Here is a 26,927-nt window from a genome sequence, read left to right as displayed (position 1 = left end):
AATGAACTTTAAATAGCAACAGTTAACACCATTTCATTAAAAAACTTTAGAAAATAATTTAAAACTTGGAAAGGAATCTAAAATGTTAAGCAAAGTGTATAGTGCGGGGCTTTTAGGCATAGACGGATTTATAGTATGCTGTGAAACCGATGTAGGTTCGGGACTTCCACAAACGGTGCTTATAGGCTATCTTGCAAGTGAAGTAAGAGAAGCTGCCGACAGAGTAAGGACTGCTATAAAAAATTCGGGTTATCTTTTAAGTCCTAAAAAGATAGTTATTAATTTATCACCGGCAGATATAAAAAAAGAAAGCTGTAATTTTGATCTTCCAATAGCATTGTCAATACTGTCATCATACGGAATTATAAAAACAGAAGCTTTTAATGGATGTATATTTGCCGGGGAACTTTCATTAAGCGGAAAATTGCTTTCAATAAAAGGAACTCTTTCAATAGCTATTGCAGCGAAAAAGGCAGGATTTAAAAAACTTTACGTACCTTCTGCAAATGCTTCCGAAGGAAGTGTGATAGAGGGTATAGAATGTTTTGGTATCGAAGATTTAAACAGTCTTGTAAGTGTATTAAACGGTGAAAAAACACATCCTCCGCATGCAATTTACAATGAAAGTGGGTATGACTATGAAATAGGAGGAGATTTTTCAGATATAAACGGTCAGGAAATGCTAAAAAGAGCCACAATAATAGCTGTGGCAGGAAGACATAATATACTTTATATAGGACCTGCCGGTACAGGAAAAAGTATGATTGCTTCGAGGATACCGGCTATAATGCCTATTATGAGTATGGAAGAAAGGCTTGAAACCTCAAGGATTTATAGTGTATGCGGTATGCTTGATGCTGATAAACCGTTGCTTAAAAAAAGACCTTACAGAAATCCGCATCACAGCATATCTCCCAATGCACTTGTCGGAGGAGGCATAAAGCCTAAGCCGGGTGAAATATCACTTGCAAATCATGGAGTGCTTTTTTTAGATGAGCTTGCAGAATTTAAAAGGGAAACTCTTGAGATACTCCGCCAGCCTATGGAAGAGGGTAGGGTAAGCATATCAAGACTTATGGGTTCATATGTATTTCCGGCGGATTTTATGCTTATAGCAGCTACAAATCCGTGTAAATGCGGATTTTATCCCGACCGTAACCGGTGTAACTGCAATATAAATCAGATAAAGCATTATCTGGGAAAGATAAGCAAGCCGCTGCTTGACAGGATTGATATCTGTGTAGAGACCAGACTTCTTAATTATGATGAGCTTAGAAAGCACGGGAGTGGGCAAAAAAGTACAGAAATCAGGAAAATTGTAGAAAATGCAAGAATTATACAAAATGAAAGATTTAAAAATGACGGTATACTGTTTAACTCACAGATGGATAAAAAATTAGTTGATATATATTGTACACTTTCAAAAAAAGATGAGGAATTTTTAAAGGATATATATGAGAGCAGGAGTATGAGTGTAAGATCTGTTCATAAAATACTTAAGGTGGCTAGAACATCGGCGGATATTGATAAAAGCGAACAAATATGTCGCAGGCATATTTGTGAAGCGATAAGTTATAGAAGTCTTGAAGAAAAATACTGGGGAGGAATTATGAGATGAAAAATGACAGCAGTATATACAACGCAAAGTCTTTCGGAAGTACATCAGGCAGCCGTAATATAAATTCCGTTGATGCCGTACTTCATTTTCTTTCATATGTTGAAGATGTGGGTGCAATAACTGCCGGTAAGCTTTATAACAGTATAAAACCGCTAAGTCTGGTATATACTATGAATAGTAGGGAGCTTGTGAAAAATTCCGGTATAAGAAAATCGGCAGCGGCAGCAATATGCAAAGCTGCTGCAGAAAAAGAAAGAATATTTGAAGAATATATAAGCCTCAGTGATAGTGATATAAATTTTATAACAATAGAAAATAAAAACTATCCTAAAAGGCTTTTAAATCTCTATGATAAGCCCATGTGGCTGTATGTAAAGGGAAAACTTCCCGGAGATGAAAAAAAGAGTGTTGCAATAGTTGGAAGCAGAAATGCAACTAATTATGGTAGAAGTATGGCTGAATTTCTAGCAGGTTCACTTGTAAAAAAAGGAGTTGAAATAATAAGCGGAATGGCAATAGGTATAGATGGATGTTCACACAGGGGAGCATTAAATCAGAAAGACGGTTCAAGCTATGCGGTACTTGGTTCAGGTGTGAATATATGTTATCCTAAGGAAAATTTTGATATTTATTGTGAGATGTCAAAAGGCAGAGGAGGCATAATAAGTGAAAATATTCCAAAAGGGAATGCCGTAAAATCCAGTTTCCCTATAAGGAACCGCTTAATTTCAGGACTTTCCGATCTTATAATAGTAGTAGAAGCAAGGGAAAAATCAGGCTCAATGATAACTGTAAGGCATGCACTTGAACAGGGAAAAGAGGTTTATGCACTGCCCGGAAGAATAAATGATCCTATGAGCCGTGGCTGTAATCGCCTTATATCGGAGGGTGCAGGTATTATAATTTCAGTTGATGATATAATTGAAAGTCTGGGACTGATAAGGGACAAAACACTTAAAATTTTCCAAAGAGATATTAACATACTTGCAAATAATGAAAAAAAGGTGTATAGTTGCTTCGATTTGGAGCCTAAATATCTGGAAGATGTGGCAGATGAATCTCATCTGCCTGTTTCTGAGGTTATGTCGATAGTGCTTGACCTTGAACTCAGAGGATACTTAATTCAGATTTCAGGCAATTATTATGGAAGGAATATCAACAACCTGGACGATATATAGATTTTTATATAAATTTATATGTCGTATATATCGGTTATGATTTAAGAGGAGATATGGCAAACAGCCTAGTTATTGTAGAATCACCTGCAAAGGTAAAGACCATAAAAAAATATTTAGGGTCCGGCTATGAGGTTACAGCTTCAAACGGACATGTCAGAGATCTGCCTAAAAGCAGTCTTGGTATAGATGTTGATAATTATTATGAGCCTAAATATATAACTATAAGAGGCAAGGGTGAATTGCTTGCAAAGCTCAGAAAGGAAGCAAAAAAAGCAGATAAAATTTATCTTGCAACAGACCCTGACAGAGAAGGCGAAGCTATAAGCTGGCATCTTATAAATGCACTTAAGCTTAATGAATCAGGAAAGAAGACATTTAGGATAAGCTTTAATGAAATTACGAAAAATGCAATAAAAGAAGCAATTAAACATCCTAGAAATATAGACATGAATCTTGTAGATGCTCAACAGGCGAGACGAGTTCTTGACAGAATAGTAGGCTATAAGATAAGTCCGCTTTTATGGGCAAAAATCAAAAGGAGGCTTTCAGCCGGCAGAGTTCAATCGGTGGCACTTAGGATGATATGTGAAAGGGATGCACAGGTTGATGCATTTATACCTAAAGAGTATTGGACAATCGAGGCTGAGCTTGCCGGAAAAAACATGAAGAAACCTCTAAATGCAAAATTTTACGGCACAAAAACCAGAACCGAGATTAATTCAAAAGATGAATGTGATAAGATTTTAGCTGAGATTAAAGGAAAAAAATTTAAAATCGAAGAGGTAAATGAAGGTGAGAGAATAAAAAGACCTCCGCTTGCCTTTACTACATCAACATTGCAGCAGGAAGCGAGCAAGAGACTTAATTTTTCAACCTCAAAGACGATGAAACTTGCACAGCAGCTTTATGAAGGTGTTGAAATTAAGGGCAGCGGCATGACTGCATTAATTACCTATCTGCGTACTGATTCTACCAGGGTATCGCAGGAGGCACAAAAGAGTGCTAAAGAATTTATAGAAAAAAAATACGGCAGTGATTATGCCGGAGATATGCAGACCACAGGAAAGTCCGATGCAAAAGTTCAGGATGCACATGAAGCCATAAGACCTACCGACATAAGTATTATTCCTGCACAGCTTAAGGATTTGATTGGAAGGGATCTTTTCAGGCTTTACCAGCTTATATGGCAGAGATTTACAGCAAGCAGGATGAAAAGTGCCGTTTATAAAACAAAAAGTATAAAAATAAAGGCTGGAGACTATTATTTTACTATATCAGGTTCACATGTATTATTTGACGGATTTTTAAATGTATATAAGGAAGATGAAGAAAAAGAAGAAGATGATAAAATAATAGCCGGATTAAAATCAGGAGATGTTCTTGATCTAAAAGAACTAAAAGGTTCCCAGCATTTTACCCAGCCTCCGGCACATTATACCGAAGCCAGCCTTGTAAAAGCACTTGAGGAGCAGGGGATAGGGAGACCTTCAACTTACGCCCCTACTATATCAACTATACTGGCACGTCATTATGCGGTGAAGGAGAATAAAAACCTGTATTCAACAGAGCTTGGACAGGCGGTTAATTCAATGATGTTAAGTCATTTTCCAAGTATTGTAGATAAGGAGTTTACTGCAAATCTTGAGCTTTTGCTTGACGGCGTAGGAGAAGGACAGATTAGATGGAAGACTGTTATAGAAAATTTTTATCCTGATCTTGACAGTGCTGTTGAAAAAGCGCAGAAAGAGCTTGAAAGTATAAAGATAGCTGATGAAGAAAGTGATGTTGTCTGCGAAAACTGCGGCAGAAAAATGGTAATTAAGTATGGACCGACCGGCAGATTTTTAGCCTGTCCCGGATTTCCGGAATGCCGGAATACAAAGCCTTATTATCAAAAGATAGGTGTAAAGTGCCCTGAGTGCGGCTCAGAGGCGGTACTTAAAAAAACTAAAAAAGGCAGAATATACTACGGATGCGAAAATAATCCGGAATGCAGCTTTATGTCATGGGCAAAACCCAGTTCTAAAAAATGCAGTCAATGCGGATCCTATATGGTTGAAAAGGGAAATAAAATTGTATGTTCTTCATCAAAATGCGGCTATAACGAAGATAAAGCCAAGGAGACATCAAATTAATCAACTTTTACTTGGCAGGGTGTACATGAAAGTGTCCAAAATCACATATAAATGATGCAGATAGCTGTGATTTTCGCACTGGAAATACTTAATAAGTGTTTCTATAAATAAAATAAATACAGAAAAATTTTAAAGAATACTTGTATATATTTATTATTTATGTTAGAGTTATATAATTGAAGGGGTGTAGCTATAAAAGTTAGTATAATACAGGCTTACACCGTGTTTTTGGTAAATTCATTTTAGTATAATGAACTTAGAAGTAGGGAGCAGAGAAAGTGAAAATTGAATTATTAGACAAAACAAGAAAAATCAATAATTTATTACAAAATAACAACTCAAGTTCCAAAAAAGTTGTTTTTAATGACATATGTGCGGTTTTAAGCGAGATATTAGATTCCAATATACTTGTTTTAAGTAAAAAGGGGAAGGTTTTAGGTATTTTTAATAATGACAAGGTTGAACTTATAAATGAATTTATTTCCGAGAGTATAGGCGAAGTTATAGATGATATGCTTAATCAGAGATTGCTTGCGGTACTCTCTACAAAGGAAAATGTAAATCTTGCCACACTCGGTTTTGACTTTAAAAATATAAAAAAGTATAAGGCATTAGTTGTACCTATATATATAGCGGGAGAGAGGCTTGGAAGTCTGTTTATATATAAAGATAGTAAAGAATTTGACATAGATGACATAATACTTGCCGAATATGGCGCTGCTGTTGTAGGTCTTGAGATGATAAGGAGTGTCAGTGAAGAGGAAGCTGAGAAGAAACGTAAGCAGGAAGTTGTTAAATCGGCACTTTCAACTCTCAGCACATCAGAACTTGATGCTATAAGATTTATATTTAATGAAATCGAAGATAATGAAAGTGTATTGATTGCCAGTAAGATAGCTGACAGAGCCGGAATTACAAGATCAGTGATAGTTAATGCATTAAGGAAGCTTGAAAGTGCCGGTATAATTGAAAGTCGTTCTTCAGGTATGAGAGGAACCTATATAAGGATAGTAAATGACTTGGTGGAAGAAGAGCTTGAGACACTTACAGGCAAAAAAAAGCTGAGAGAACAGTAATTTCGACATATTATTTCAGGATATAATTTTAAATTGGCAGATATTAAAATAAGCATAAAGCTTGCATACAGTTTTATTTTATGGTAAAATTCATAAGCCTATAAAAAGCACGTCTGTTGCATGCAGGGCGGTGTTAACTTAAAAGACATTAAGCTGATATCCTGTATGAACTTCAGGCGGAAGAAATAACCAAAATTAAAGGAGAATAAAAATGAGTGTAATTTCAATGAAACAGCTTCTTGAAGCAGGTGTCCATTTCGGTCATCAGACAAGAAGGTGGAACCCCAAAATGGCACCTTATATATATACCGAGAGAAACGGCATACATATAGTTGACCTTCAGAAAAGTGTAGGAATGGTGGATGCCGCATATAATGTAATATCGGACATAGTGGCTGACGGAGGAAGCATACTCTTTGTAGGAACAAAGAAACAGGCACAGGATACTATAAAAGAGGAAGCACAGCGCTGCGGAATGTTTTATGTAAATGAGAGATGGCTTGGCGGTATGCTTACCAATTTTAAAACTATACAGTCAAGGATTAAAAGGCTTCAAAAGATTGAAGAAATGAGTGAAGACGGAACTTTCGAGGTTCTTCCTAAAAAGGAAGTTCTTGCCCTTAGAAAAGAATGGGGCAGACTTGAAAGAAACCTTGGCGGAATAAAATACATGAAAAAGATTCCTGATGCTATATTTATAGTTGATCCCAAGAAGGAGAGAATTTGTGTACAGGAAGCACATATACTCGGAATCCCGCTTATAGGAATTTGTGATACAAATTGCGATCCTGAAGAGCTTGATTATGTAATCCCCGGAAATGATGATGCTATACGTGCAGTGAGACTTATAGTTTCAAGAATGGCAGATGCTGTTATAGAAGCAAACCAGGGAGAGGTAGTATCTCAGGAAGAGGCTGAAGCTATTGAGGCGGATAAAGAATCAGATACACTTCCTGAAGAAGAATAGATTGTAAACATAAGTTTAAAAAGTTATTTTAAAATATAAGAAATAATATTGATTTTATACAGTGGATAGCTGCTGTTATATAAACAAAAAACAGGAGGTTGATTAATATGGCAGAGATTACTGCTGCACTGGTAAAGGAACTTAGAGAGATGACCGGTGCAGGTATGATGGATTGTAAAAAAGCACTTACAGCAACCGGCGGAGATATAGATAAGGCAGTTGATTTTCTTAGGGAAAAGGGACTTGCAGGAGCACAGAAGAAAGCGGGACGTATAGCTGCTGAAGGCATAGTTGAGACATTGGTATGCGAGTGCGGTAAGGATGCCGTGATTGTTGAAGTAAATGCTGAAACTGATTTTGTTGCAAAAAATGACAAATTTAAGGCTTTTGTAGCTGAAGTTGCAGGACAGGCAATTAAGACAGGAGCTTCAAATATTGAAGAATTTTTAGAAGAAAAATGGGCTCTGGATGAGAGCGTTACAGTTAAGGAAAAGCTTTCAAGCATGATTTCGGTTATAGGTGAAAATATGAATATCCGCAGGTTTGAACAGGTTCATGAACCTGACGGTGTTGTAGTTGATTATATACATGCCGGCGGAAAAATAGGTGTTCTGGTGGATATTAAGACCGATGTTGTAAATGATGCAGTAAAAGAAATGGGAAAAAATATTGCTATGCAGGTTGCTGCACTTAAACCGGTATATACTTCCGACAGTGAGGTTCCTGCTGATTACATTGAAAAAGAGAAAGAAATCCTTATAGCTCAGATTAAAAACGATCCTAAAGAGGCCTCAAAACCTGATAAGGTTATTGAAGGTATAGTTAAAGGGCGCATATCAAAGGAACTTAAGGAGATCTGCCTCCTTGACCAGAATTATGTTAAGGCGGCTGATGGAAAACAGAGCGTAGGAGCTTATGTCAAAGAGGTTGCAAAGGCAAATTCAGCCAATATTACTGTTAAAGGTTTTGTACGTTTTGAGACCGGTGAGGGACTTGAGAAAAAGAGTGAGGACTTCGCAGCAGAGGTTGCAAAACAGTTAAAGTAATAAATTTTATAAAACATTGCGGCTTTGATACTTAACTACATACTGTTTGTATATTAGTTTTAAAATAAACCGCAGATAAAACACCGGGAGGAATCGGCCTTCTGGTGTTTTTTAAAAAATCGTATTAATAATATGTCAGAATATTTATAGATCCGGTTTTTAAAAAAATATATTTAAATAGAATATATTAAAAAACACATTAAAAATTATCTTATACAATTATGCCTTATTGATTTATATAGGAGCGTGAAGTGAAAATATTACATTGTCTTGCCCAACTTCCATCACATACAGGAAGCGGGATTTATTACTGGGTACTGGCTGACGGATTTAAAAAGCTGGGATACGAAAATGCATTTTTATATGCTGTACAGGATTCGTTTAAGCCTAAGGTTACAGAAGGAAAAGTATATGAAGTCAGCTTTTTAAGCGATGATCTTGATTTTCCGATTGCAGGTATGAGCGATGAGATGCCTTATAACTCTACAATTTATTCAGGAATGAATGAAGATATGCTTTGTAAGTGGAAAAATGCATTTACAAACATGCTTTATAAGGCTAGAGAGGAATTTAAGCCGGATATAGTTATAAGCCATCATTTGTTTATGTTGACATCTATTGTTAAGGGTATATTTTATGATATACCTGTTATAGGGATATCTCATGGAACTGATTTAAGACAGATTAAAAAGTATCCCTACTTTAGAGAATTACATATGGAATATATATCAGAGCTTGATGGCTGTATAGCGATTGCACCTAAAGATATTCATGATATAGAAAATATAATAGGGATAAGTAAAAATAAAATAAAAGTTATGGGAGGCGGATTTGACAGTAGAATTTTTTATAGAGAAAATTGCAGTGCTTTCTCAAATGATAAAATTAAAACCCGAAGTCATGACAGGATTTCAATACTTTATGCCGGGAAGATATCATATTCAAAGGGCGTGTATGAGCTTGCAAATGCCATACCCGAGGTCATTAAAAAGCATCCTGACATCTGTATTGATATAATAGGAAATGCCTCCGAAGCTCAGATTTCAGAGCTTATGAGACTTTCGGAAAATTTCAAACATCTTACTATATCTCCTGCACTGCCTCAGCCGGAGCTTGCACGGAAAATGAGGGAAAGTGATATATTTGTACTTCCGTCATATTATGAAGGCCTCGGGCTTGTAAATATAGAGGCACTTGCTTCAGGATGCCTTGTTGCTACAACTTCAATAGAGAGTCTTATATGGCTGCTTGGAGACAGGGTAAATTCCTCAGGGATTATAGAATATATAAAGCTGCCTAGATTATTTGATACCGACAAACCATATGAGGAGGATAAGCCTGAATTTATAAAAAATCTTGCCAATGCCTTATCTACTCAGATTAAACGTGTAAAAGAAGGATTTCAGGCAGATGATGAGGTTTATTCAGAAATATATTCACATTCATGGGATGGTATTATAAATAAGATTGATGTATATATAAAGCAGCTTATTTCTGATATTCGGCAGAATTAATCACTTCCCATAATTCATTATTCTCATAAGGCACACAGTCTTGAACCCAATACCACCAGAAATATCCGCCTATGTAATTTTCAGTATATTTAGGCATATTATAATATCTGTGTGCCATTTCTTTTTTGCTGTTTATATCGGCATCTTCTGCTGTATTGCCACATTCACCTATGCCAAGTCCTGAATTTGGAAAGATTTTTTCAAGTCGTTTAAACACCATGTCCCAGTCAGGTTGGAATCCGTCATTGTCATCTTCATAATAGCTTACTAAAACATAGTCAATACCTGATTTAATATCATCATCCATATATCTATCAAGCCAACTTTCCATTTCCATGCTGCCGGGAGGCATATAATATGCAGTAATTGCAATTTTTGTAAAAGTATTATTGATTTTTGAATTTAAAAAATGATACACTGAATTTATTTTTGAGGCAATAAGTTCATTCTCCTGTTTAATCCAGTCAATACCGTTAATTTCATTACCTATTTCCCATATATCTACATAAGGAGAAAGAGCTGCATATGAATCTTGAAAACGCTTAAGGTAGCTTTCAGCATCCGGATACCTGTTCATTTCATAGGAATCTACCGGACATGCCATTATATATGCTTTTTCATGAATTTTTTCAAATAAATCGGTATATTCAGCGGCAGATACCTCATATGACATAACTATGCGTACGGTTGGCTTTACATACATGGCAGAGATAGCATCAAGTATTTCATCTACAGAAACCTCATTTTCCCAGCTGTCATCTATAGTAATTCCATATATAAAATCTTTTGTATGAGGCTCACTATTCTTATCAAGATTGTTATTTTTAGACTTTTCTGAAATGCCATTATATAGTTGGCTGTTATATCTTAAAGAAAATAACGCAGGTGATATAATAAGCAAAACCAGAAGAAGAATATATTTTATTTTCATATACTTAAATCCTTAAATTAAGAGTTAAACTATTTTTTAAATTTTAAATAACACCATTATATAAAAAAAAGATATTATAAGCAACACAATATTCAGTATTTAAATCAAGCATATATTATGTTAAACTGTATATGCAGTACAAATCGGAAAGCAGGTTGTATATAATGAGAATAGTACATACAGGAGATTGGCATCTTGGTAAAAGTCTTGAAGGACATAGCAGACTTGATGAACAGGAAATGTTTCTTAACTTTTTTTCAAAACAGTGTATAGATTTAAAACCGGATATCATCCTTATAGCAGGCGATATATACGACACTCCCAATCCTCCTGCAAGAGCTGAAAAACTTTTTTATGATACACTTAAAAAACTCTCAAGAGATGGGGAATGCATAAGTGTAGTTATAGCCGGAAACCATGATAATCCTGAAAGGATAGTTTCGGCATGGCCTATTGCGGCAGAGCATGGCATAATAATGGCAGGCACACCCAGAACTTTAATACCAACAGGAAAATATGGAAAACATAGAGTCGTAAATTCCGGTGAGGGCTTTTTTGAGCTTGAAGTAAACGGTGAAAGCGTTGTAGTAATTGCAGCTGCATACCCTAGTGAAAAAAGGCTGAATGAAGTTTTTTATAATGAAAGCGATGATGAAGAAAAACGACAGTATAGCTATGTACAAAAGATTGATAAACTGTTTAGAAAACTGGAAACTAATTTTAAAAAAGACAGCATAAATATTACGATAAGTCATTTATTTACTTTAGGCTCGAAGCCTTCAGGTTCAGAAAGACTGAGCTGTCTTGGTGCCAGCTTTCTTATAGGGACGGATATACTACCAAGAGGTGCCGACTATACTGCATTGGGGCATATACATAAAGCACAGGCAGTTGATAAAACAGGCAGGATCAGATATTGCGGCGCACCTATACATTACAGCAAATCCGAGGCGGCATTTGAAAATTTATTTTACTGTATTGATATAAATAAAAAAACTAAACTTACAAAAGGCATAAAAACCGATAATTCAAAAGAAGATAATTTAAAGCACCGTTATAATGCATTTAATGTACAACCTGTTAAGATTCCTGTATTCAAACCTATACATATATGGAATGTTGAGTCAATAGATGAAGCTATTGATATGTGCAGAAAATATTCAGATAAGGAAAGCTGGGTTTATCTTGAGATTAAATGCAACAGCTATATAAGAGAGGATCAGATAAAGGAAATGAAATTACTTAAAAAGGATATAGTTGAGATACGACCTGTTATAGAAGCCGATGAGAAAAAAAGAACTGTTGAGATGGCAGGACTTTCATTCAAAGAACAATTTATTGAATTTTATAAAATGCAGCATGGAAATACACCTGATGATGAGATGGTTGAAATGCTGATGTCAATAAATGAGGAGGAGTATGAGACCGATTAAGATAAAAATCAGAGGATTCAATTCATTTCTTGAAGAACAGGAAATTGATTTTGAAAAGCTTGGAAAGCTTGGTATATTCGGGATCTTCGGACCTACCGGAAGCGGAAAATCAAGCATACTTGATGCAATTACATTTGCACTTTATGGAAAAATAGCAAGAGACAGTTCAAATAGTGCAAAAGAACAATATATAAATATAAATACTGATACGGCAAGAGTGATCTTTGAATTCGGAATAAAGAGTACAAATGAAGAAAAAGTATATAGGATAGTAAGAGAAATTAAAAAAGATGCGAATAAAAAAACTACTACAAAGCAGGTTAAACTTATAATGTTGCTGCCAAAAGAGGAAGTTCTGGCAGAAAAAGAAATTGAGTTCAGGTTGGCGGTAGGAACAATTATAGGACTTGAATATGATGATTTTATAAAAACTGTAGTATTGCCTCAGGGCGGGTTTAATGATTTTCTAAAAATGGAGGGAAGAGACAGAAGAGTTATACTTGAAAGATTATTTAATCTTGAAAAATATGGCGATGTACTTGAAAAAAAGATTAAAAACAGAGTACAGCAGTATGAAAGAGAAGATGAAAGGATTTCAGGAGGGCTTGCCTCTTATGAAGGTATTACAAATGAAGCCTTTAATGAAGTAGACAAAAAACTTAATGAATACATTAAAAAGCTTGAAAATATAAAAATAAAAAAAGAAAATAGTGATATTAAGCTTGAATTAAATAAAAATATATATGAAAGACAGTTAAAAATCGACGAATTAAAATTAAAACTGGAGGAAAGATATAAATCGGAGGCATTTATTAAAGAGTGTAAAGAAAAGATAGAAAGAGACAGATATTCAGAACTTATGCTCCCTCTGGTATCCGATTATGAAAATAGTTTAGATGAAAAAATTAAAATATCTGATGAACTTAATGATGTAAATAAGGGATATAAAAAGCTTCTGGCAGATAAAGAAAAAATTGAAAAGCTTTACAGACAGAATGAGGAAAAATTTAATATTGAAGGAAAGATGCTTTCTGAAAAAATAATAAAGCTTAGAACATTAACCGGAGACTGGGACGAATATATAAAAAGGAAAGCTGAATTTGATGTTCATAAAAGTAAATATAAGCAGTTAGATATAGAGCATACTTTAAATCTTAAACAGCAGTCAGAGGTTTACAGGCAGATAGAAGAACAAAAGATGATACTGTATACTGAAAAAGAATATCTTAAAAAGCATGAAATTGATATTGAATTAAGACAGAGGCTTATTAAGGCATGTGAGTTTTCCAACAGGCTTGAAGCCCTTGAAGAAAGTTTTAGTAAGCTTAATACATCTGATGATGAGATACATAAACTGATTTCAGAACTAAAAGGCATTATAAATACAACTAATGACAGTCTAAATCAGGTTTCAGATAAAATAAACGCTGTAAAAGCGGCGGAAGATGATTTAAAAAATAATATACTTTCAGATTCCGGTGCAGCCCGGACTATGATTCTGAAATATAAAAACTTATATGAATATATTATAAAAAAAGGAAAAGCTGTAAATAGTCTTAAAAATATAAATACTGAGTTTTATTCTATAAATAATGACTATATAAAATTATGTTCTCAGTTTGAAGCTAAAACATTAAAACTTGATAATCTTAAGGCTTTAAAAGAAAAGCTTATAAAAAGTGAAGGACTTTTTAATATAAGCAGAGATTTAAAGAGAGGTGATATATGCCCTGTATGCGGTAATGTAATAAAGGATATAAAGCATAAAACACAACATGGAGACTTTAATTATAAAATAAGCAGTATAGAAAAAAATATTAAATTCATACAGGAAGCTCTTAAGCAGGAATTGCAGAAAAAGTCAGGATTTGAAGGTAAAATTGCAGTACTTAATGAAAGAAAAGAAAAAATTATTGCTGAAGATAACAGTTTCAAATTAAATGAAAGTGAAGCAATATATAATTTTATACAAAGACTAAAATCAGTGTTGAGATATGGTAGAAATGAGTTGGATGAAGTTTTTGAAGTGTTCAAAGCCGGTGTTTCAGATAATATAAACAATGATACTATAAAACATATCGAAAACTTTATCTTAAATGACATTATACGTCTTGAGAATACTGCAGAAGATATAAACCGGCAGCTGCATGAAAACCAAAAAAAACATGAGAACTTACTTGAACAAAAACATGAAATATCTTCAAATCTGTCTGTATATACCGCTAAAATTAAAATTTATGAGGATACTGCTAAAAATAATATTAATTTAAAACAATCTTTAAAAAATGACATAGATGAGGTAAAAAATACTTTATATACAGTATATAATGACTGTGGCAATAATCCAGGAGCTAGGCTTGATATAATTTTAAAATCGGAAAACATAAATAAAAAAATAAAGATTAAAATAGAGGAGTGTGAGAAATGTATACAGGATTTGGAGGAGGTACGATATAAAAATGAGTCGAAGCTTAAATCATCGGAGATTACAAAAAAAGAATATGAAACTATGCTTAAGGAGGAAAGTAGAAATACACGGCTTCTTGAAAAAAAATTTCTGGAAATTATGGAGCAACTTAAAAGTCCAGCTGATGAGCTGGAATACACGACAAAACAGTATTCTGAGCTTGAATACCGATTTAACAGTTTAAAAGGTGATTTTGAACGTATATCTGAAAAAAGTATTGAAGCAGAAAAAAATAGTGAAATACTGGAAAAGAAAGCTGCTTATATAGATAATATACTGGAAGATAAAAAATCCAAGCTTATAGAAATATTTAATAAATACAATGAAGATCAATATAAAACTGCTGAGGGAAGCAGTATAAAAACTGATTCTAAGGAGCTATACAGTGATAAAACAATGTGCATGGAGGCTATTATATTAAAAATAAAAAAGAGCAAACTTGAAAATAATATTAAAGCAGAACTTCTTGCAAAGATAAATGATTATGAGGAAGATATAAGGCAGCTTAACGGAGCCTTAAATGAATTTCAAAAATATGCAGGAAGCAAAAGAGTAAGCCTTGAAGAATATAAAGCTGTTGAAGATGAAAACAGTAATATAAATGATGATTTAAATAGTATACAGGAGGAGGTTATAGCTATAAGGGAAAAAAGAAGTGAGATTTTGCTAAAGCTTGAAAAGATAGAGGAACTTCTCAGGAAAAAAGAGGCTGTAAGTAAAAATCTTTCTATTGCAAGAGAGCTTAAAAATACCGTCGGTGCGAGAAAATTTGCAGAATTTATGGCACTTAAACAGCTTGATTATATAGCCTCCGCTGCAGGAGAGCGGCTTTTTGAGATAAGTTCAGGGGCATACGGGCTTGAAACGGCAGAGGACGGCACATTTAAGATAAGAGATTATAAAAATGGCGGGAGATTAAGAAATGTAAAAACTCTGTCAGGAGGTGAGAGTTTTGTAGTATCGCTTTCTCTGGCACTGTCCCTTTCCGCACATATACAGCTTAAGGGCTCGGCACCGCTTGAGCTTTTCTTCCTTGACGAGGGCTTCGGAACCCTTGATGAAGAACTTCTTGAGGTTGTTATGGATTCACTTGAAAAAGTGTATAATGACAGAATGAAGGTAGGGCTTATATCACATGTTGAATATCTTAAACAGAGAGTACCTGTAAGGCTTATAGTAAGAGCGGCAGTTTCAGGAGAAGGAGGAAGTAAGGTAAGTATAGAATATGGATAATTTTTGAAAAATATTGAATTTTTTGTATTGCAGGTATATAATATACAGTACATAGGTGTTATACAAATTAATGAGGATTTTAAGAGGGTTTATAAGGTATGGAATTGAAATTTGCAATGATTAAAAAGAAGAATATTAAGATATTTGACTCGGAGAAAAAAAAATCATTTGCAGTTGCGCTGATTATATGGATTGTTATGAATATATCCGGATGGCAGAGGCTTTATTTTCAAGACAGACATAGAATTGATGTTTTATTTTATAAAGGTTTGCATTTATTCTTTTTATACGGAATTATATATTTGACAAGAGTCTTTATAAAAAAAAGAAATCAGGACAAATATAAGACCGCTATACATATAGCTGCAGCCTATTTCATACTTAATATCATAATTCTCATAACAATCTGGCCGGGAGCGTTTAGAACCGATAACTTAGTAACCTTATTTTATATGAAGGGATATTTTATACATGCATGGCAGCATTTTATTACAAGCCTGTATTATGCAGTATGCCTTCAGACTCTGCCGTTTGCAACAGGTGTAATTATAATGCAGATTTATATTATATCAATTATAGTCGGATACAGTATTTCATCTCTTACCTTTGCATATGTGGCTGATAAAAATATAAGGAAAATTTATATTATAATCCTATTTTTGACCGTTAATTTTCTGCCTGTCCTTTCGTATGTTCATTCAGGATTCAGGATAACACTATGCAGTTTTTTTGAATTTTTGTTTATAGCAGAGATAATGACTGCTAAAAAAGAAAATATACTTTTAGATAAAGTTAAGTTAAATGAATTGATGATTTTATGTATCCTTATATCCGCATGGAGGACGGAGGGCGTATATTATGTCGTAATATTTCCCATTCTTTTGTTTTTTATGAAGAAGAATATAGACAAAGGGCTTCATATTTATACATATTGCATTGTTGCAGTGGCGGCTGTTATAATGCTTGGACAATGCAACAATACACTGAACCTAAATTCCAGCTATTCATTAACTGCAACATTTATGCCGCTTCCCGATCTTGTACGTGTTGCTGAAAAAGAAGGAGATGATGAACTGTTATCTGATATTGATTTAATGGTAGATACAGATAAGATATTTCAAAATCCTGATGAAACGGCTGAAACACTTTTTTGGAGAAAAGATCTGATTAGGCTGCCATATAAAAATGATAAAAATAAAGAATATTATGATAAATATTATAATAAATACATTAAAGCCTATATTAAGCTTGTTATAAAACATCCTAAAATAACATTTATGGCAATGTGGAATAATTTTTTGGCTTCAGCCGGTATTACTACAATCGAAGACGACTATCCTTTGATACGTTCGGGTATACATGTATATGATGATATATTTGAGGATGAAAATGAAATGGACAGATTGCTTAAAGAAAATATTATTCCTCGGCAAGCGATGGTGGATTGGGAAGAAGAAAAGGTAACAAAGGAAATTTGGTATAAACAAGTTGACTCAAAGCTTAATGAGCCGATTAACAGAAACCTGCGAAAAAATATGCTGAGAATAATAGCGGGTATTGATAATGGCGGAAGAGTTACATTTTTATACAGAATTTTCTGGAATTTGTTTATTCCGTTTATTTTGATAGCATTTTGCCTTCTATATAAATTATATAAAAAAGATTGGTTTACGGTATTTATAATTTTAGGAGTAGTAGGAAGGATACCGCTGATTTTTGTAACATCAAGTGCCCCGTATCTTATGTATTATCTGCCGGCATATTTGATGTCATATATAGTTTCATTTTTTATTATTTTAAGTTGTATTTTTAAAAAATATCAGAAATAAACAAAAAATCAAGAAAAGATTATAGGAGGTTATTGTGTTAGTACTGTCAATACTTATAATATGTGCCGCACATTATTTCAGAACATTGCAATGGGAACTTTTTATTGAAACTTATGAAAAACCTGACAGAAAAAATCTTATAAGAGCTTTATCACTGGGATATGTAGTTAATTATCTTCTGCCGTTTAAGGTGGGTGATATTATAAGAGCCTATACTGCCGGAAAAAAGATTAAAAACGGAAAGGGTTTTGCTCTTGCTACCGTGGTAATGGACAGGTATCTTGATATATTGGTAGTCGGGGTAATATTTGGCTTTTTTTTAATATCGGGAGCAGGAAAAACACCAAGAGCACTTGGTATATTAAATACTTTCAGATATTATGTAATACTTGCCGTATGCCTTTTGCTCATACTGATTTTGTCATATATATTTAAAAACAGTGTAAAGAAAATTATAAGGCTTGTGGCAAAGATATTCAATCCTGCTATTGAAGAAAAAATATTAAGCTTTTCATGGGCACTTATATGGAGTTTTAAGGATATAGTTGTAAAAATATCCAAAACAAAACTTTTAACTATAAATATGACTATGTGGTGCCTGTATTTACTTTCATACAGTTGTTTCGGAGCATTTTTAAGTGAGCAGGGAAGTGGCAGTCAGTGGAGTGATGTATTTATAACTTTATTTGAAAAAAATTCAGTTACAAACAGCGGATTTTTAATCGGTAAAAATGTTGTATGGTATGGAATTTATTACATTGTACCTCCTGTGCTTTTGATATCAATGTCATTTATAGCTTCGGCTATATCAAAAAAAGAAAATAGCGGTGATAAAAAAGAATACTTAAACTTACTGCCTCATATAAACGAGGAAGAAAGACGTAATTTCCTTGAACTGTATTTTTCGGGCAAAAAAGAAGACTATATAAAAAGCTATCTTAAAATCAACAGGAATATACTGATTTTAAGAGATTATTCAGCAGGCTCCAATGCTACAACTATATTATGTACTAACGGTGAAAAAAACTTTTTTAGAAAGTATGCATTTAATGCAGATGCCGACAAACTTTATGATCAGATCAAATGGATAGAAGAACATAAAGCCAGCATTCCGCTGCCTGATATTATAAAAAAATCCAAGGAGGACGGTATATGTTATTATGATATGCCTTATAACAGTGAAGCCTCAGGTATGTTCGTTTACCTGCATTCACATCCTTATGAGTCAACATGGAATTTGATATCAAAGGCACTTGGCTGTCTTGAGAGAAAGCTTTATACTGCAAATGTCAGGAAGGCGGATGAACAGACAATAGAAAAATATATTAATGATAAGGTGATAAAAAATATACAGAAAATAGAAAAAGGAAAAAGACTTAAGCCGCTTATGAAATATGATGATATAATTATAAACGGTATAAGCTATAAAAATTTCTCTTATTATATGAAATATCTGAATATATCGCACCTTAAGGAAATATTTGATGAAGATATTTACTCCGATATACATGGAGATTTGACGATAGAAAATATTATATGTATAAACAGCCATGACAGTGATGACGATTTTTATATAATCGATCCAAATACAGGAAATGTCCATGACTGCCCGAACCTTGACTATGCCAAGCTGTTGCAGTCAGTTCATGGAAATTATGAATTTTTAATGGCATCATCATCCGTCGAAGTAAATGACAACAGGGTAGATTTTACATTTATTAAATCTGATGCATACATGTACCTATGGAAAAAACTGGATTCCTATTTGAGGAATAATTTCAGTGAAAAAAAAGTAAAAAGTATTTATTACCACGAGATAATACATTGGCTCAGACTTATGCCTTATAAGATTGAAAAGATAGGTAAAAGAGCACTTTTATTTTATTGCGGTATGCTTATAGTGCTTAATGACGTGATAGGTTTATTTGAAAATCAAAATGAGTTTTATGATGATGCCGTTGTTTAGATGAAGTTATGGAATATTATAATGACATTAAAAGGAGCTGCAATACCATGTATGAACATGTAAAAGATAAACTTGCCATGTTTGATCTTGACGGTACATTATATGATACCAGAAAAGTAAATTTTATGGCATACCAGGCTGCACTGAAAGGTTTCGGATTCAGTCTTGATATGGATTTTTTTTATAAAAAATGTAATGGCAGGCACTATAAAGTATTTCTTCCGGTAATAATGGGAGATAGTAAGGATATTGACGAGGTTAATCGTATAAAGAAAGAACTTTATCCGAAGTATCTTTCCGATGCATTGGTAAACCTGCCTTTATTTACAATTATTAAAAAGCTTAAGGAGCAATATTACACCGCAGTAGTAACTACAGCATCAAGAAAAAACTGTGAGGATATTTTAAAATATTTCGGACATACTGAATTATTTGATCTAATTATATCGGGTGATGACACAAAAAATAAAAAACCTGATCCTGAAGGATATATAAAATGTATGGATTATTTTAAAATAGATCCGCAGGATGCAATTATATTTGAAGATTCTCCGACAGGTATAGAGGCGGCAATTAAAAGCAAGGCATCAGTATTTACAGTAATAGGATATTCATAAAGTTTAAAATAAGGAGGTAATTATATGAAAGACAAAATTTTAGTATTTATACCGATGTATAATTGTGAAAAACAGATAGTAAGGGTTATTGACCAGCTTAATGGAAGTATAAGACCTTATATAAGTGAAGCAATAATAATAAACAACAGAAGTACTGATAATGGTGAAAATGCGGTAATTGAAAAATTAAAAACTATATCAACAGATCTTACAATAAGACTTTTTAGGAACAATGACAATTACGGGCTGGGCGGTTCACATAAGGTGGCTTTTAAATATGCTGTTGATAACGGTTTTGATTATATTATAGTTCTTCATGGAGATGATCAGGGAAGTATAGCGGATTTCCTGCCGCTGCTTAGGAAAAGGGCATACAGAAAATATGACTGTTGTCTTGGCGCAAGGTTTATGAACGGTTCAAAGCTACCAGGTTATTCAAAATTCAGGATATTTGGAAATATAGTATTTAATATGAAATTTTCAATTGTATTAAAAAAGAAAATATTTGATCTCGGTGCAGGACTTAATATGTATTCAACGGATATGCTTAAGGACGGCTATTATATGAAGTTTCCGGATAATCTGACATTTAACTGCTATATGCTGTTTGCAGCCGCTGCGTTAAAACAGAAGTTTATATTTTATCCTATAACATGGCGTGAAGATGATCAGATATCAAATGTAAAAATTACAAAACAGGCATTTCAGACGCTTAAAATGCTTGCAGGTTTTGCCTTTGGCAGAGAAAAATTTTTATATGAAGATGCAAGAGAAACTAAGTATGAGAATTACGGATATATTGAAATATATAAAAATTAAAAATAATAAATATTAAAAGGAATAAAATATGTCAAAATTAAATCTTATAATGCCTATGGGAGGCAGAGGTTCACGCTTTGAAAGTATGGGATTAAACCTGCCCAAACCTTTAATAAATATATACGGAAAACCGTTTTTTTATTGGGCGGTACAGTCAATTGTAAAATTTCTTGAAATACAGAGCCTGACTTTTGTAGTATTAAGGGAACATATTGAAAAATATAAAATTGATAATGAAATAAAAAAAATCTATCCTATGGCTAAAATTGCCGTAATTCCTGAAGTTCTCGACGGAGCGGTACTTACCTGTATGAACGGTATAGAAAATATAGGTGATGATGAAGCGGTCATGTTTAATGATTGCGATCATCTTTTTATATGTAGGAAATTTTATGATTTTTGCAACAGTAAAGATGTATACGATATAGATGGAGGACTTCTTACATTTAATTCATCAGACCCTCGTTTTAGCTTTGTAAGAACTGATCAATACGGATATGTGAAAGAATCGGCTGAAAAAAAGGTTATAAGTAATGATGCAATATGCGGTGCCTATTATTTTAAAAATAAGGACATATTTAAAAAGGCAGTAGATGAATATCTTGATAAATGCGCATATTCAGAATATTATGTAAGCGGAGTATATAATATAATGCTTGAACATAATATGAAAATAAGAAGATTTGAAACTGATTTACATATTTCTTATGGAACACCTCAGGAATATAATGATGCTCTTTCCGACAATTCATATAAAAAACTTCTATAGTATTATAATAATTATATATACTGTTTGGGGTTTTTGATTAAAAAGTATTTGAATTATAGTGTTGTCCATGTTAAAATAGCCTTGACCTAAGGTAATTTCTTTGAGCAAATTATTAAAATATATTTAACGGAGGTATAAAGAAATGGATACAAATAAGTTAGGCCGTATTCTTGCAAAAATGGAAGAAAAGGGTATTCCGCAGATGATCATAACTGATCCGCCCGCAATTTTTTATCTTACGGGTAAGTGGATATATCCGGGTGAGAGGCTTCATGCACTCTATATAAATGTAAATGGAAAGCATAATTTTATAATCAACAGGCTTTTTCCGCAGGAAACTGATCTTGGTGTTGGGATCACTTATTATGACGATACTGAAGACGGTGTGGAGATACTTTCACGTTTTGTGGAAAAAGACAAGGTTATGGGAATTGACAAGGTATGGCCGGCAAAATTTCTTTTAAGATTCCAGGAGCTTAAAGCAGGGAGCAAGTTTGTAAACGGTTCTGTCATAGTTGACAAAATAAGACAGATAAAGGATGCCAAGGAACAGGAGTTAATGATTGAATCCTCAAAGCTGAATGATCAGGTTATGGATGAGCTTATACCTTGGGTAGTGAAAGGGCTTACAGAAAAAGAACTTAATGCAAAGGTAAGAGAGATTTATAAAAAACATGGTATAAATGAGGTTTCATTCGATCCAATTACAGCTTATGCAAAAGGAGCTGCAGATCCGCATCATGTTACAGATGATACAAAGGGAAAACATGGAGACTGCGTAATACTTGACATAGGCGGCTTTTACAAAAATTATGCCTCAGATATGACCAGAACAGTATTTATAGGTGAAGTAAGCGAAAGACAAAAAGAGATCTACAATATAGTACTTGAAGCTAATTTAAGAGGTATTGCAGCTGCAAAGCCCGGAAATAAAATGAAAGACGTAGACCTTGCTGCAAGAAATTATATAGAAGAAAAGGGATATGGAAAATACTTCACACACAGAACAGGACATTCAATAGGGCTTGAAGACCACGAAGTCGGTGATGTTTCCTCAGTAAATGATGAAATAATTGAAGTCGGACAGTGCTTTTCAGTTGAACCAGGAATTTATCTGCCGGATGAGGGTATAGGTGTAAGGATCGAAGATCTTGTACTTATAACGGAAGACGGTTGTAAGGTTCTTAATGAATATACAAAAGATATTATAGTAGTTCCGGAAAGCTAATCATAATAGGAGGTTGGAGCTATGGCAAAGATTACGGAAGGATATATGCCGTATTTAAGCAGTAAAACATATTACAGAATAGTAGGTGAAGGAAGCGAAGGTAAAAAACCTCTTTTACTTCTTCATGGAGGTCCCGGTTCAACACATAATTATTTTGAAGTTCTTGACAGGGTTGCTGATATGGATAAAAGGCAGCTTATAATGTATGATCAGATAGGCTGCGGAAATTCATTTATTGACGGATGCCCGGAGCTTTGGACAAAGGAGACTTGGGTAAACGAACTTAATGCATTGCGTAAACACCTTTCACTTAATGAGGTTCATCTTCTCGGACAGTCATGGGGAGGTATGCTTAGCATCATATATGAATGTGATTACAAACCGGAAGGGGTTAAGAGCTATGTGCTTTCAAGTACATTGCCATACAATGCAATCTGGGAAAGTGAGCAAAAAAGGCGTATTGCATTTTTGCCGCAAAATATGCAGGCAGCCATAGCTGAAGCCGACAGGACCGGAGATTATCAGAAAGCGGAGTATGAGGAGGCAATTGACGAATTTATGAGGCGTTATTGCTCAGGACCATTTGATGAAAATAGCCCTGAATGTCTTACACGTCCTAAAAAAGCGGGAACTGAAGCTTATATTGCCGGATGGGGTCCTAATGAGTTTACACCTACAGGTTCATTGAAAGATTATAACTATATGGACAAACTTAAGGATTTCAGTAAACCATGCCTTATAATAGACGGACAGGAGGATCTGTGTTCACCGTACATTGCAAAGCTTATGTATGATGCTATACCAAATGCCAAATGGGAGCTTTTTGCCTATTCAAGACATATGTGTTTTGTAGATGAACCTGACAGATATGTAGAAGTACTTATAAAATGGTTAAATGAAAATGATTAAATATAGTTTGATAACAAGCCTGCAGTAAAGTATAATTTGAATTTAAGTTGTTATCTAAACAGACAGGGATTTTGGATATTAAAAATATTCAAAATCCCTGTTTTATAGAAATGAGTATTTTAATTATTTACTTTAATGATTATATAAATTAACATAGAGTTATGCTATACAGGTCTTTTTACTGTAATATAAATATAAAATATGCTATAATTATACATACAAAGATTTTATAGTTCATTAATTTATCAGACGGATCGGCTTATATGCAGTATAAATCCGGTATACAATTATAGTTTAAGGAGGTTTTTATATGAAAAAATTTGAGTATTATACGCCTACAAGGATTGTTTTTGGAAAAGACAGCGAAAAAGAAACAGGAAGACTCATTAAAATGTATGGCGGAACAAGGCTTCTGATAGTATATGGGGGTAAGAGTGCAGTTGAGTCAGGGCTTTTAAAAAGAATTGAAGATGAGGTTAAGGCTGAAGGAATAGAATATATATCTATGGGAGGTGTGGTTCCGAATCCGGTGCTTTCACGTACAAGACAAATAATAAAGGAAGGACTTGAATTCAAATGTGATTTTGTACTTGGAGTAGGCGGTGGAAGTGTGCTTGATACTGCCAAGGCTGTCGCATTAGGGCTTTACAATCCTGAAACTGATATATGGGATTATTTTGCAGGTATTAAAAAACCTGTAAAATCACTTCCTCATGCCGGGGTTATTACAATAAGTGCGGCAGGCTCTGAAACAAGTGATTCGGCAGTTATAACAAATGATGAGACAAAGCCATACAGTAAAAGAGGGATAAATGGAGATTTTAACAGATGCAGATTTGCAGTAATGAACCCGGAACTTACATATACATTGCCAAAGTATCAAATAAGTGCAGGTGTTGCTGATATATTTATGCATACTTCTGAAAGATATTTTGCTGCAATACTCGGAAATCATATGACTGACGAGATAGCTGAAGGTCTTTTAAGGAATATAATAAAATATGGCAGAATAGGAGTAGACAATCCTTCCGATTATGAGGCGATGAGTGAGATAATGTGGTCAGGAAGTCTCTCACATATAGGTATAACGGGGCTTGGCAGCCGTGGTGATTTGCCTAAGGATGGAGACTGGGCATGTCATCAGATAGGGATGGCACTTTCAGCTATCTATGATTATACACATGGTGCAACTCTTACTGCAATATGGGGAAGCTGGGCAAGGTATGTATGCAAAAAAAATTTAGGCAGATTTGCACAGCTTGCACGCAATGTATATGGAATTGAGGAAGCTTCTGATGAAAAAGCATGTGAAATTGCAATTAAAAAAAGTGAGGAGTTTTTTAAAAGCATAGGCATGCCTATAAGTCTTACCGAGCTTATGGGGAGAACTCCTTCAGATGAGGAGCTTACAGCACTTAGTGAAAACTGTTCTTTTGGAAAAAAGAGGACAATAGGTGCATTTATGGTATTATCATATGATGATATGTATAATATTTATAAAGCGGCTGTATAAAATATTAAAGCTTGCTTAACATAGACTCGGTTACATAAGGTTGTATAAATTTTAATCATCTTATTTATAAAAAAGTGTTAAAATTATTAATTTATCTATTTTGCAAAAAGCTATTTTATTTATTTTAAGAAAGAGTTATATTTTATGGCAAAAAATCATTTAAGAACAAAATTTAAAAAGAGATTTATTAAGCCGGTTTTTTTATCCTGTATATTTGCTGCTGCCATATTTTCAGTTTCATGTTCAGATTCATCAAAAAAATCTGATACAGGCAGCAATATATCTTCTGACTCAAAAAATGAAGCAGATCAGGCTTCACAAAATAATGTTTCAGAACCAAATCCTCTTGTACAGTGTAAAGATATGAATGAGGCACAGGAGATTGTAGGCTTTGATCTTAAGCTTCCTGAAAAAATAGAGGGTTATGATGATATTAAAATACTGGCAATTCAGGGTGATATGATTGAGGTTGTTTATCATAAGGGCGACCATGAGATTATTATAAGAAAAGGTGTTTACGATGAGTCGACAGACGGTGATATAAGCGGTGATTATAGTAAATATACCAATGTCGGGGATGCCAATGTAGGAACCACAAAGGTTACTTTTAAAGGTGATGATGAAAAAGATCCTAAGCTTGCTATATGGACAATTGATGATTTTGCATATTCACTAAGTTCTGATGAGCTTGAAAGAGCGGATTTTAACAGAATTATAAGTGATATAAAATAGTGCTTTACAGCTGCCCGTAGGTATTGTACCTACAGGCAGCTGTAAAGCTGTTTAAACAGCTTGTATTTAAAGTGAGATTTTAATAAATTTAAATGAGGATTTTATATTATATTTTATGAAAAAAGGTACTTTAATTGTAATTTCCGGATTTTCAGGTTCCGGAAAGGGGACTATAATAAGTAAACTTATAGAAAAATATGATAATTATAGTCTTTCCATATCTGCTACTACAAGAAAACCCAGATATGGGGAGACGGATGGCAGAGAATATTTTTTTATAAGCAGGGATGACTTTGAAAAAAAAATTAAAAACGGTGATTTTATAGAGTATGCTCTCTACGTAGACAATTATTACGGAACTCCGGGAGAGTATGTTGTTAAACAGCTTAATAGCGGAAAAAATGTAATACTTGAGATAGAAATACAGGGGGCTGCTAAGATAAAAGAAAGATTTGAAGATGCACTTATGGTATTTATAGCACCTCCAAGTGCAGAAATTCTTGAACAAAGACTCAAAAATCGTAGTACGGAAGATGGTGAGGAAATAACAAAAAGACTCAGACGTGCTGCAGATGAAAGTTTTTTTATAAAGGATTATGATTATATTATTATAAATGATACCCTTGAAAAAGCTGTAGAGAGTCTTAATAACCTTGTTGAGTGCGAAAATATGGCAGTAAATAGAAATTTAGATTTTATAGATGAACTGGAAAGAGGATTAAATAAATTTTAATTCGAATGCACTATTGCCCTATGCTTTTATAATGAGATTTCAGTTTGACTTGACTAAGTTAATGCGAATGGTTACAATAACCATTGGCAGCAGCTGTAAAAGTTTTTAAATGAAAAATTTCGATAAATTATATTTTAATTTTAAAAACTACAGGCGTGCTGCATGTCAATATAAAGATTTATATAAAATAAAAACCGGTGAAAGCCGGTCCTTT

The 26,927-nt window shown here is 33.8% G+C and carries 20 protein-coding genes; 19 read left to right on the top strand and 1 reads right to left on the bottom strand.

All coding sequences use genetic code 11. The annotated features are described in order from the left end of the window. Positions 1-82: 82 nt before the first annotated feature. The 7 genes from HMPREF9333_RS04470 (at position 83) to HMPREF9333_RS04440 (ending at position 9,534) form a co-directional block, all read left to right on the top strand. Complete coding sequence (locus tag HMPREF9333_RS04470) at positions 83-1,618, top strand: YifB family Mg chelatase-like AAA ATPase (RefSeq protein WP_005540125.1); 1,536 nt, start codon at positions 83-85, stop codon at positions 1,616-1,618. Further along, positions 1,615-2,796, top strand: a complete 1,182-nt coding sequence (gene dprA, locus HMPREF9333_RS04465; RefSeq protein WP_005540123.1) for a DNA-processing protein DprA — start codon at positions 1,615-1,617, stop codon at positions 2,794-2,796. The genes HMPREF9333_RS04470 and dprA overlap by 4 nt, the downstream gene beginning before the upstream one ends. Positions 2,797-2,849: 53 nt before the next feature. Continuing rightward, positions 2,850-4,931: a type I DNA topoisomerase gene (gene topA, locus HMPREF9333_RS04460; protein WP_005540121.1), complete on the top strand. Its 2,082-nt coding sequence runs from the start codon at positions 2,850-2,852 to the stop codon at positions 4,929-4,931. Between the two features lie 278 nt (positions 4,932-5,209). Then, on the top strand, positions 5,210-6,007 hold the full coding sequence (gene codY, locus HMPREF9333_RS04455; RefSeq protein WP_005540119.1) for a GTP-sensing pleiotropic transcriptional regulator CodY: 798 nt from the start codon (positions 5,210-5,212) through the stop codon (positions 6,005-6,007). Between the two features lie 211 nt (positions 6,008-6,218). Further along, on the top strand, positions 6,219-6,974 hold the full coding sequence (gene rpsB / locus HMPREF9333_RS04450; RefSeq protein WP_005540117.1) for a 30S ribosomal protein S2: 756 nt from the start codon (positions 6,219-6,221) through the stop codon (positions 6,972-6,974). A 107-nt stretch (positions 6,975-7,081) separates the two neighbouring features. Beyond that, positions 7,082-8,020 carry a translation elongation factor Ts gene (gene tsf / locus HMPREF9333_RS04445; protein WP_005540115.1) on the top strand — a complete coding sequence of 313 codons (939 nt, stop codon included), beginning with the start codon at positions 7,082-7,084 and terminating at the stop codon, positions 8,018-8,020. Between the two features lie 251 nt (positions 8,021-8,271). Further along, positions 8,272-9,534: a glycosyltransferase family 4 protein gene (locus HMPREF9333_RS04440; RefSeq protein ID WP_005540113.1), complete on the top strand. Its 1,263-nt coding sequence runs from the start codon at positions 8,272-8,274 to the stop codon at positions 9,532-9,534. Here HMPREF9333_RS04440 and HMPREF9333_RS04435 read toward each other — a convergent pair. Then, complete coding sequence (locus tag HMPREF9333_RS04435) at positions 9,509-10,465, bottom strand: hypothetical protein (RefSeq protein WP_005540111.1); 957 nt, start codon at positions 10,463-10,465, stop codon at positions 9,509-9,511. The two genes, HMPREF9333_RS04440 and HMPREF9333_RS04435, sit on opposite strands and share 26 nt — an antisense overlap. 164 nt (positions 10,466-10,629) lie before the next feature. Between HMPREF9333_RS04435 and HMPREF9333_RS04430 the strand changes: the two genes are divergently transcribed. The 12 genes from HMPREF9333_RS04430 (at position 10,630) to gmk (ending at position 26,713) form a co-directional block, all read left to right on the top strand. Continuing rightward, positions 10,630-11,898 (top strand): metallophosphoesterase family protein, encoded by a 1,269-nt coding sequence (locus HMPREF9333_RS04430; protein ID WP_005540110.1) that lies wholly within the window; start codon positions 10,630-10,632, stop codon positions 11,896-11,898. After that, positions 11,885-15,598 (top strand): AAA family ATPase, encoded by a 3,714-nt coding sequence (locus tag HMPREF9333_RS12180; protein WP_005540109.1) that lies wholly within the window; start codon positions 11,885-11,887, stop codon positions 15,596-15,598. Before HMPREF9333_RS04430 ends, HMPREF9333_RS12180 begins: the two co-directional genes overlap by 14 nt. A gap of 98 nt (positions 15,599-15,696) precedes the next feature. Further along, on the top strand, positions 15,697-17,427 hold the full coding sequence (locus HMPREF9333_RS04420) for a hypothetical protein (protein WP_005540108.1): 1,731 nt from the start codon (positions 15,697-15,699) through the stop codon (positions 17,425-17,427). 34 nt (positions 17,428-17,461) lie between these two features. Continuing rightward, positions 17,462-19,393 carry a lysylphosphatidylglycerol synthase transmembrane domain-containing protein gene (locus HMPREF9333_RS04415; RefSeq protein ID WP_005540106.1) on the top strand — a complete coding sequence of 644 codons (1,932 nt, stop codon included), beginning with the start codon at positions 17,462-17,464 and terminating at the stop codon, positions 19,391-19,393. 47 nt (positions 19,394-19,440) lie between these two features. Then, entirely contained in the window at positions 19,441-20,010 is a 570-nt protein-coding gene (locus tag HMPREF9333_RS04410; RefSeq protein WP_005540104.1) for an HAD family hydrolase, read from the top strand. A 24-nt stretch (positions 20,011-20,034) separates the two neighbouring features. Then, positions 20,035-20,829 (top strand): glycosyltransferase family 2 protein, encoded by a 795-nt coding sequence (locus HMPREF9333_RS04405; protein ID WP_005540102.1) that lies wholly within the window; start codon positions 20,035-20,037, stop codon positions 20,827-20,829. Positions 20,830-20,857: 28 nt separating this feature from the next. Further along, positions 20,858-21,598, top strand: coding sequence for a sugar phosphate nucleotidyltransferase (locus HMPREF9333_RS04400; RefSeq protein WP_005540100.1), 741 nt, complete (start codon positions 20,858-20,860; stop codon positions 21,596-21,598). Positions 21,599-21,740: 142 nt separating this feature from the next. Continuing rightward, positions 21,741-22,826 (top strand): M24 family metallopeptidase, encoded by a 1,086-nt coding sequence (locus HMPREF9333_RS04395; protein ID WP_005540099.1) that lies wholly within the window; start codon positions 21,741-21,743, stop codon positions 22,824-22,826. Between the two features lie 21 nt (positions 22,827-22,847). Beyond that, complete coding sequence (gene pepI / locus HMPREF9333_RS04390; protein ID WP_005540097.1) at positions 22,848-23,735, top strand: proline iminopeptidase; 888 nt, start codon at positions 22,848-22,850, stop codon at positions 23,733-23,735. Between the two features lie 310 nt (positions 23,736-24,045). Beyond that, positions 24,046-25,248 carry an iron-containing alcohol dehydrogenase gene (locus tag HMPREF9333_RS04385; protein WP_005540096.1) on the top strand — a complete coding sequence of 401 codons (1,203 nt, stop codon included), beginning with the start codon at positions 24,046-24,048 and terminating at the stop codon, positions 25,246-25,248. Positions 25,249-25,392: 144 nt separating this feature from the next. Further along, on the top strand, positions 25,393-25,980 hold the full coding sequence (locus HMPREF9333_RS04380) for a hypothetical protein (protein WP_005540095.1): 588 nt from the start codon (positions 25,393-25,395) through the stop codon (positions 25,978-25,980). Between the two features lie 115 nt (positions 25,981-26,095). After that, a complete protein-coding gene (gene gmk / locus HMPREF9333_RS04375) occupies positions 26,096-26,713 on the top strand; it encodes a guanylate kinase (protein WP_005540093.1) in 618 nt (205 codons plus the stop codon). Positions 26,714-26,927 lie beyond the last annotated feature (214 nt).

Source organism: Johnsonella ignava ATCC 51276, assembly GCF_000235445.1.
In the GTDB taxonomy this organism is placed as follows: Bacteria; Bacillota; Clostridia; order Lachnospirales; family Lachnospiraceae; genus Johnsonella; species Johnsonella ignava.
The sequence above is the reverse complement of the archived record's forward strand: the minus strand, read 5'-3'. Positions and strand labels throughout refer to the sequence as shown.